At 77.7% G+C, this 4,295-nt stretch carries 3 protein-coding genes and 1 pseudogene; 3 read left to right on the top strand and 1 reads right to left on the bottom strand.

Annotated features, from left to right (window positions below; all coding sequences use genetic code 11):
* The first annotated feature begins 318 nt into the window (after positions 1–318).
* From ACFWOG_RS39850 to ACFWOG_RS39840, 3 genes are all read left to right on the top strand, one after another.
* A complete protein-coding gene (locus ACFWOG_RS39850; protein ID WP_329881153.1) occupies positions 319–711 on the top strand; it encodes a hypothetical protein in 393 nt (130 codons plus the stop codon).
* A gap of 60 nt (positions 712–771) precedes the next feature.
* Positions 772–2,925 carry an MMPL family transporter gene (locus ACFWOG_RS39845; protein WP_380364543.1) on the top strand — a complete coding sequence of 718 codons (2,154 nt, stop codon included), beginning with the start codon at positions 772–774 and terminating at the stop codon, positions 2,923–2,925.
* A gap of 150 nt (positions 2,926–3,075) precedes the next feature.
* Positions 3,076–3,627: a MarR family transcriptional regulator gene (locus tag ACFWOG_RS39840; RefSeq protein WP_380364541.1), complete on the top strand. Its 552-nt coding sequence runs from the start codon at positions 3,076–3,078 to the stop codon at positions 3,625–3,627.
* 61 nt (positions 3,628–3,688) lie between these two features.
* On the opposite strand, the pseudogene ACFWOG_RS39835 reads toward ACFWOG_RS39840, so the two are convergent.
* A pseudogene (locus ACFWOG_RS39835) lies at positions 3,689–4,295 on the bottom strand (hypothetical protein); the annotation flags it as partial.

Here is a 4,295-nt window from a genome sequence, read left to right as displayed (position 1 = left end):
GGGGGGGGGGGGTGGGGGCGCTGGGGGGGGGGGGGTTGGGGTGGGGGTTGTGGGTGGGGGGGGGCGGGGTGGGGGGCGGGGTGGGGGCGACGTGGCGGACGCCGGGACGGCGCGGCGCCGGGGGACACTGCTCCGGACGGGCCGCAGCGGGCTCCGGTCCGTCCGGACGGCCGGCGATCCGACCCGTCCGGGCGGCCCGCCGCTCCGAACCACCGGATGAGCCTGCGTGCCGCGCAGCCCGAATCGCCCCTGATCCGCCTTTGATCCGCCCCCGAACCAGCCCCGAGCGCCTCTGTCGCCGACCCGGGAGGTCCCGCCATGAACCAGCGCCTGCTCCGCCTCACCGGCGCCGCCACCGCCGTCTACGGTCTCGCCGTCGCCCGCCGCCCCGCCCTGCTCGCCCGCCCCTCCGGCCTCACCGCGCCGGACGGATCGGTCCCCGCCGCCGTCGCCGCGTGCGTGCGCCCGCTGGCCTTCCGCGACGCCGCCTGCGGCCTCGCCATGGCGCTGGCGCCGAACGACTCGGCGCTCCGCGCCGCCACGGCCGTCCGGATCGCCTCGGACTTCGGCGACGCCGCCCTGCTCGCCACCGCCCTCCCGACCCGCCGGCACCGCGTGATGGCGGTCGCGGTCTCGGTCGGCTGGGGCGCACTCTCCGTCGCCGGCCTGCTGACGTCCGGCCGGGATCTCTCCACGCGTCAAGTCTCTTGATGATCGAGAGATAGGATCCGGGCTGTCCACCACCCGCCCCTGTCCGGAGGGCGCCCCGCCATGCCCACTGCCCGTCCCACCGCCCCGCCGAGCGCGCCGTCCCCCGCCACCCCCGGTGGCCGGCGGCGCCTGCGCCTGCTGGTCCCGCTCGCCCTGCTCGTCGTCTGGCTCGGCCTCGGCGGGGCCTTCGGCTCGTACGCGGGCCGGCTCGGGGAGGTCGCCACCAACGACCGCGCCGCCTTCCTGCCGCGCAGCGCCGAGTCCACCGAGGCAGCGCGCCTCGGCGAGGCGTTCCGCACCACCGACGCGATGCCGGTCGTCATCGTCTGGGAGAGCCGCACCGGCCCCGTCGACGACACCCGCCGCGCCGCCGCCGAGCAGGCCCTCCGGGCCGCCGCGGCCCTGCCCGGAGCCACCGGACGGGTCTCGCCCGCCGTCCCCGCCGAGGACGGCCGAGCCCTCCAGGGCGTCGTCCAGCTGCGCGCCGACCTCGGCCGGGAGACCGCGGACACCGTCCGGGCCGTCCGCGACCTCGCCGCCCGGGTACCCGACACCACCGTCGGCCTGACCGGGCCGGCCGCCATCCTCGCCGACCTGGGCGGAGCCTTCGCCGGCATCGACGGCCTGTTGCTCGGCGTCGCCCTCGGCGTCGTGCTGCTGATCCTGCTCGCCGTCTACCGCAGCGTGCTGCTGCCGCTCCTGGTCATCCTCGGCGCGGTCTTCGCCCTCGGCGTCGCCTGCGCGCTGGTCTACCTGCTCGCCGACCACGACCTGGTCACCGTCGACGGCCAGATCCAGGGCCTGCTGTCGATCCTGGTCATCGGCGCCGCCACCGACTACGGCCTGCTGCTCGCCGCCCGCTTCCGCGAGGAGCTGCACCTGCACGGCGACCGGTTCGCGGCCATGCGCACCGCCTGGCGGCAGTCGGTCGAACCGATCGCCGCCTCCGGTGCCACCGTCGCCCTCGGTCTGCTGGTGCTGCTCCTCTCCGACCTCACGAACAACCGGGCCCTCGGTCCCGTCGGCGCCATCGGCATCGGCTGCGCCGTGCTCTCCGCGCTCACCTTCCTGCCCGCCGCGCTGGTGCTGACCGGCCGCGCCGCCTACTGGCCGGCGCGGCCCGCCGCCGACGGCCGGCCACCGGTGCACGCCGTCTGGGGGCGGATCGCGGCGCTGGTCGCCCGCCGCCCGCGCGCCCTGTGGGCGGGCAGCCTCGCCGTCCTCGCCGCACTGGCCGCCTTCGCCCCGGGACTCGACGCGGGCGGCGTCCCGCAGACCGAACTGTTCGTCAAGGCCCAGCCCTCCGTGGCCGGCCAGCGGCTGCTCTCCGCGCACTTCCCCGGCGGCAGCGGGAACCCCGCCGTGGTGATCGCCGCCGCCGACCGGGCCGAGGCGGTCGCCACGGCCGCCGCCGTCCCCGGCGTGGCCGCCGTCCGCACCGTCACCGCCGGCGCCCCCGGCGGCCCGCCGCTGGTGGTGGACGGCCGGGTCCGCCTGGAGGCGACGCTCGGGGACCCGGCCGACAGCGACGAGGCGATCGCCACCGTGCAGCGCCTGCGGCAGGCCGTGCACGCCGTCCCGGGCGCGGACGCGCTGGTCGGCGGGTACACCGCCCAGCAGTACGACACCCGGGTCACCGCCGACCACGACCGCACACTGATCACCCCGGTGGTGCTGCTCTGCGTCCTCGCCGTGCTGGTCCTGCTGCTGCGCTCGCTGCTCGCGCCCGTGCTGCTCGCCGCCACCGTGGGGCTCTCCTACCTGGCGACGCTCGGTGTGAGCGCGGTGGTGTTCCCGCACGTCTTCGGCTTCTCCGCCGTCGACCCGTCGGTGCCGCTCTACGGGTACGTCTTCCTGGTCGCGCTGGGCGTCGACTACAACATCTTCCTGATGACCAGGGTCCGGGAGGAGGCGCTGCGCATCGGCACGAGGGAGGGGGTGCTGCGGGGGCTCACCGCCACCGGCGGGGTGATCACCTCGGCGGGCGTGGTGCTCGCCGCGACCTTCGCCGCGCTGGGGGTGATCCCGCTGGCGTTCCTCGCCCAGATCGCCTTCATCGTGGCCTTCGGCGTGCTGCTGGACACCCTGCTGGTGCGCTCGCTGCTGGTGCCGGCGCTGGTCCGGGACCTCGGCGACCGCGTCTGGTGGCCCGCCCGGATCGGCCGACCGGCCTCGCGTCCGGCGACGCAGGATCCGACGGTGGAGCGGGTCTGACGGCGGGCCCGCCGGGAGGCGGAACCCCCCGGCCGCCCCGGCGCGCGTCCGAGAGCGTGCGCCGGGGCGGCACCGTTAGGCTGAACGGATTGTCACCCCGTACGCCGGGCAACCCCCGTACCGGCTCGTACCCGACCGGAAGAAGAGCCCTTGCCCGAGCAAGAGGAACAGCAGGGGCGGGAGAAGCCGGAGCCCGGCACGGCGCCGACCGGTGACCACCCCTCGGCCGGCGACCGCTCCTCGCCCGGCACCCCGGCGCTCGGCCGGCTGCTCCAGGACCTCGCCTCCGAGATGAACCTGCTCGGCCACGGTTTCGCCGCCGCCAGCGGTCTGCACACCACCGACGTCCAGGCGCTGCTGGCGGTCATGCGGGCCGCGCCCGGGCCGGGCGGCGACCCGGGCGGGATCACCCCCGGGAGGCTCGGCGAGGAACTGGGCCTCAGCTCCGGGGCGGTCACCGCCGTCCTGGACCGGCTGGAGCGGGCCGGGCACGTCCGGCGGACCAGGGACGCCGCCGACCGCCGGCTCGTGGTGGTGCACTACCTGCCGGGCGCGGGACGGATGGCGGCCGAGTGGTTCGCGCCGGTCGCGCGCCGTACCGAGGAGGTACGGGGGGAGTTCACCCCGGGCGAGCTGGCCGCCGTGGCGCGCTTCCTCGGGCGGATCACCGGCGAGCTGGAGGAGCTGCGGCACTCGCGCTGAACGGCCCCCGGCCCTCGGGCGGCCCCCGGCCGGGAGGCCGGGGGCGGACGGCGGGCCGGGATCAGCGCGGAGGGGCGATCCGGGCCCCGCCGTCCAGGACGGCCTCCACGGTGACGGCGCTCCGGGCCGGTCGTTCGACGGCGACGGCGCGGTCCGGCGCCGGCCGGTCGGCCGACCAGTCGGGGCCCTTGACGGCGATCCGGGCGGTCCGGCGGCTTCCGGCGGCCAGCAGGTACTCGGTGCCCTGCGGGGAGCGCCACCACGTCCAGCCGACGGTGTCCTGTTCGAACCGGCTGCACGCCCGGCCGGGCCCGCCGCCGGTCCGCTGCGCCGTCCTGGCCCCGGGCAGCAGGACGGCGGTCGCGGCGCTGCCCTCGCCGTCCCAGCGGTCGGCGCGCAGGCAGACCCAGGCCGCCGTCCCCGCGTTCTGCGGCAGCTGCTGCACGGCGAAGGTCCAGAGATTGACCTGCCGGACGCCGGGCGTGCCGTCCGGCGCGGCGCACCCGGCGCGCGCCCAGGCCCGGAGCGCGTCCGGGCCGACCGCCTCGCGCGGTGACCCGGCGGGCTGGGTCCGGTCCGGCGGCGGCGTGTAGGTGAGGTGGGCGGGGAGGAGACCGCCGACGTCGGCGAGGAGGAAGGCGTGCTTCTCGGCGATCGCCGGGGAGGAA

It is taken from the genome of Kitasatospora sp. NPDC058406 (assembly GCF_042722765.1).
Classification (GTDB): domain Bacteria; phylum Actinomycetota; class Actinomycetes; order Streptomycetales; family Streptomycetaceae; genus Kitasatospora.
This window is presented reverse-complemented; position numbering and strand designations above follow the sequence as displayed.

Excerpts from the sequence above, each read along its gene's own strand:
- ACFWOG_RS39850 (WP_329881153.1), top strand. The coding sequence starts at position 319 with ATGAACCAGCGCCTGCTCCGCCTCACCGGCGCCGCCACCGCCGTCTAC.
- ACFWOG_RS39845 (WP_380364543.1), top strand. The coding sequence starts at position 772 with ATGCCCACTGCCCGTCCCACCGCCCCGCCGAGCGCGCCGTCCCCCGCC.